The 4,187-nt window shown below is 47.7% G+C and carries 5 protein-coding genes; all 5 read left to right on the top strand.

Translation table 11 applies throughout. The features are described from left to right. Positions 1 to 490 precede the first annotated feature (490 nt). Positions 491 to 844 carry a hypothetical protein gene (locus tag G8764_RS22065; RefSeq protein WP_166168508.1) on the top strand — a complete coding sequence of 118 codons (354 nt, stop codon included), beginning with the start codon at positions 491 to 493 and terminating at the stop codon, positions 842 to 844. Between the two features lie 133 nt (positions 845 to 977). Continuing rightward, the gene (locus G8764_RS22060; RefSeq protein WP_166168505.1) at positions 978 to 1,424 is read left to right on the top strand and encodes a hypothetical protein; all 447 of its coding nucleotides are present in this window, start codon (positions 978 to 980) and stop codon (positions 1,422 to 1,424) included. 569 nt (positions 1,425 to 1,993) lie between these two features. Then, positions 1,994 to 2,428: a hypothetical protein gene (locus G8764_RS22055; RefSeq protein ID WP_166168502.1), complete on the top strand. Its 435-nt coding sequence runs from the start codon at positions 1,994 to 1,996 to the stop codon at positions 2,426 to 2,428. A gap of 147 nt (positions 2,429 to 2,575) precedes the next feature. Further along, a complete protein-coding gene (locus tag G8764_RS22050; RefSeq protein ID WP_166168499.1) occupies positions 2,576 to 2,893 on the top strand; it encodes a hypothetical protein in 318 nt (105 codons plus the stop codon). A gap of 696 nt (positions 2,894 to 3,589) precedes the next feature. After that, positions 3,590 to 4,187 (top strand): reverse transcriptase domain-containing protein (locus G8764_RS22045; protein WP_243748962.1); only part of this gene is annotated, 598 nt, incomplete at its 3' end.

The raw sequence follows: 4,187 nt of genomic DNA, 5'->3' as shown, positions 1-4,187 counted from the left end.
GCGCCAGTTACAGCGGCGTTAGCAGGCGCAGTCATGGTTATTGGGAGCCGTCAAGGAAGGCATTATGAATAGGCATTTTAGTGTCGAGGGTGTGGCAAGTTCGGTGCACGTAGAGAATCGTGCACTATTGAGCTTGGGTGGCGGTGAACCCACAGCACGCGTTCGTTCCTTGGGTTCAGGGCACTTAACCAGTTTTACGCTGGGCGCGGTGGCCCGCATAGTTCGGCGCAACTTTCGAGACATGCTCATACCTGGCAGCTCCGGGTTTTGCAGTACGTTGCCACTAAGCCTTAAAACCGTCGCGATGAATCAACAATGCTGAAAACGTGGCCAAATCAACTTTGTGGCCGGCGCGCAGCTAACAAAGCTGTGAACCGGACGCAAAATACTACGCAGTTTTTTGTGCATTCGCTGCGCTCATTGTTGCACAAAAAACAGCTCCGTATTTTCCGCCAGTTACAGCGGCGTTAAGCATTCACACGGAGAACCAATGAGGTATTCAAAAATAGTAATTTTTTTAGCTCTTTCGCTAGTTCTAATAGGCTGTGCCACGGGGTCGATTAGAATGGTCGATGGATCATCTAGCTACAAAACTGGTACTTGCGAAGTTGAAGTCTTTCAAACTAAATCCTCTGCCATTAAAAGCGGGCTTCAAAAAGAAGTCTGTGTAGTCGAAGGTAGTAGCGCTTTTAGCTTTGACCATAGCATTGAAGGGGCAGTTAAAAACAACATTAAAAAAATATGTAGCTGTGGCGTGCGTAAGGCCTATATCGAATCCGCACATAGGGAGTCACAAATGGGCATAAAAGGTGTTTCTTACGTAAATTTAGTAGGCTTCAAATAGAATGCTTAACAAGGCTGTAAACTGGATGCAGAATACTACGCCGTTTTTTGTGCAATCGCTTCGCTCATTTTTGCACAAAAACCAGCTCCGTATTCTGCACCAGTTACATCGGCGTTAGCGGGTATTCAAAATCATGAGCAAACATTTTTCAGACTCCTCCGAACAACAAAAGGCAGAGGCATTCATACTTAAAGCGCTTGAAAGGGAATTGGGGCTTAAATTTGACCCGAGTGCGTCACTTTCGATCGATATCGGCGTTAAACCAGATGCGATCGATCCTCAGCAAAGAGTTGTAGTTGAAGTATATGCTCGAATTGGTGAGGTAAAGGGCGCTCAACTTCACAAAATAAAGGGAGATATTCTAAAGCTTGCGCTTATTGATAAAAGACTTGGCGAGGGCTGGAGGAAAATTATTTGCTTTGCGTCAGAGGAAGCAGCAAAGTATGTAAAAGGAAATTCATGGGTTGCAGAAGCCGCTAGAGTTTTCGACGTTGAAGTGCATGTAGTAAGACTTCCAGAGAACTATGAGAGTGTAGTAGTGTCGGCTCAAACCAGGCAAAAGATGGTGAATCCAACATGACCGCTAACAAGGCTGTAAACTGGACGCAAAATACTACGCAGTTTTTGTGCACTCGCTTCGCTCATTATTGCACAAAAAGCTGCTCCGTATTTTCCGCCAGTTACAGCTGGCGTTAGCAGGCGCAGTCATGGTTGTAGGTGGCCGTCAAGGAAGGCATTATGAATAGGCATTTTAGTGTCGAGGGTGTGGGAAGTTCGGTGCACGTAGAGAGCTCTGCACCATTGAGCCTGGGTGGCGGTGACTTATCAGCACGCGTTCGTTTCTTGGGTTCGTGGCTCTTAATCGGTATTGTGTTGGGCGCGGTGGCCCGCATAGTTCGGCGCACTATTCGAGAGATGCTCATACCTGGCTACTCCGGGTATTGCGGTGCGTTGCCACTAAGCCTTAAAACCGCCGCGGTGAATCAGCAATGCTGAAAACGTGGCCAAATCATTTTTGTTGCCGGCGCGCAGCTAACAAAGCTGTGAACCGGACGCAAAATACTGCGCAGTTTTTTGTGCATTCGCTGCGCTCATTGTTGCACAAAAAACCGCTCCGTATTTTCCGCCAGTTACAGCGGCGTTAGTCATATGAAAAAAATTATCGCAATGCTCGGACTTTTTGCTGTTCTTTCTTGTTCAGAAGTGGAAAAGGAAGAGTTTACACTTGTGTACTACGATTCTTGCGAGCCTCACCTTGCCAAACTTGGTGAGATGTTTGCTCGTTCTGAAATTGAATATCAATTTGAAGTAGTAGAACCGTCAGAGCACTTTATTGATGGTAGCTACTTCAATAAACTTCTTAAAGTTGAGGCTGTTGGAGATCGCGACAGAATGCTTGGTTATATTAATAATTTTGGGTTCAAGTGTGGGCCAACGGCCGTAATTGAACTCCTTGATGATGAAATTATTTCTCCAAACGAGATTAATGAAATCATCGAAAAGGGGAATGTAAAAGCTGCATCAACCCCAGATGTAAGAATAATTAACGGGAAACTGCACATTTTATTCAACAAGGCTCTGTAAGTGACTAACAAGGCCCATCAGGCTCGCCCGCAAGCGGGCTGGACCTCCGTTGCGGTGCTTGTTTTGCGGTTTACCGCTACGCTACCGCAAAACATTCACCTCCACTGCGGCCCCTGTGGGCGGCGTTAGCACTGAATAGAAGCAGAAATGCCAAAACGTAAGAGACAGTCGAAAAAGAAGCTTGCTGGGAAAGGCAGGATTACCGACGCAACCCGATGGCTGAAGCAATTAAGAAACTTCCCAGAAAATTTAGTCGAGGCATATTCAAAAAGATACAAAGTATCCGAAATAGATGCAAGGGAAGAGCTGGTAGGTATTGGCTACTATGAAGCAGTCTTGATACAAGAATACGAAAAAATTGGAATTGAATGGGAATATAGAGTGGAGCCGCTTTCCGGGGATATGATAGTAGTACCGAAAGGAATAGAAGAGCATGAACTATATGAGCACTATCGAACATTTTAGTGCTAACAAGTTGCTCCACTCGGACGCCCACTGCTACGTTCGTTTTTGTGCATTCCGCTGCGCTCCATTTTTGCACAAAAACGCCCTCCGCAGTGGTCGCCGGTGAGCAAGGCGTTAGTGCGTCAAGAAGCTTGATGCATCTTTCAGGGTGAAAGTCCCTGTAGGGAAAGGTCTAGCCAACCACCCTTAGCGAGTGTTGCGCGTAGTGCGGAGCATCGGGAGAGCGAACACTCTCCAGTCAGAGGAAGCAAAACTCCTCTCTCAACGAGCGAACAAGCTACGTGAAGCGTACACAGCGAACAATATAGGCCGTAGGGGAACCGTGTCCCTGAAGTACTGGTATCGCTCCGAAAGGCAGTTTCGTCTGACGAGGTTTGTAACGCGATCGAAGTCAACATGGATCAACCGATATTGGCAATGGTTGTGAAGAGGCGGCGGAGTTATCAAGTCGCGGCATGTATTGAGAGATGTATTGGGAACTTGAGATATCCTGGTGAGCTCCATAAGGAAAGTGGTAGGGACGTCAAATGATGAATGAGACCAACGATGGCTGCTAGGAAGTCGGACAAACTCATAGTAGTCGGAGGGCAGGAGAGCTGTCCACATGGCGAAGGGGTTTGCGGTAATAACACATCCATGAAAGGACAACCCGCACTGGACAATGTTGGGCCGGAGACTGTCGGGACAACCTCTCTCATGGATATAGCCATCAAGGCACGCTCTCACCCGAAGCACCGTTTTCAGAATCTGTATCGAATGCTGAATCTGCCGAATTTGTTGCAGGCGTGGCATCGACTGAACAAGAACGCGAGTGCAGGAGTTGATAGGGTTGTTGCTCAGGTCTATGGAAAAGACTTGTACGTAAACCTTGTCGATCTTGAGCAGCGCCTTAAAACCAAGCGCTATCGATGTAAAGGCATACGCCGAACCTATATTCCGAAATCCAACGGCAAGCAACGACCTCTGGGCATTCCAGCACTAGAGGACAAGATTGTCCAGCAAGCCGTAGCCGACATTCTGGGAGCTGTTTTCGAAGCAGATTTTCTGGAGTGCAGTTTTGCTTATCGGCCGGGACGAGGAGCGGGAGATGCGGTAGCGAGCCTGTCGGCCAACCTGCAATGGGGGCCGTTCGGCTATGTGGTAGAAAGTGACATCAAAGGGTTCTTTGATGAAGTTGACCATGATTGGCTGCTGGAGATGTTGAGGCAGCGGATTGACGACAAGGCTCTGCTGTCGTTGATTCATCAGTGGTTGACGGCGAAGGTGCATTTGCCGGATGGGCAGGTTATAAAAC

It is taken from the genome of Pseudomaricurvus alcaniphilus (assembly GCF_011440395.1).
Lineage (GTDB): Bacteria > Pseudomonadota > Gammaproteobacteria > Pseudomonadales > Cellvibrionaceae > Pseudomaricurvus > Pseudomaricurvus alcaniphilus.
The sequence above is the reverse complement of the archived record's forward strand: the minus strand, read 5'-3'. Positions and strand labels throughout refer to the sequence as shown.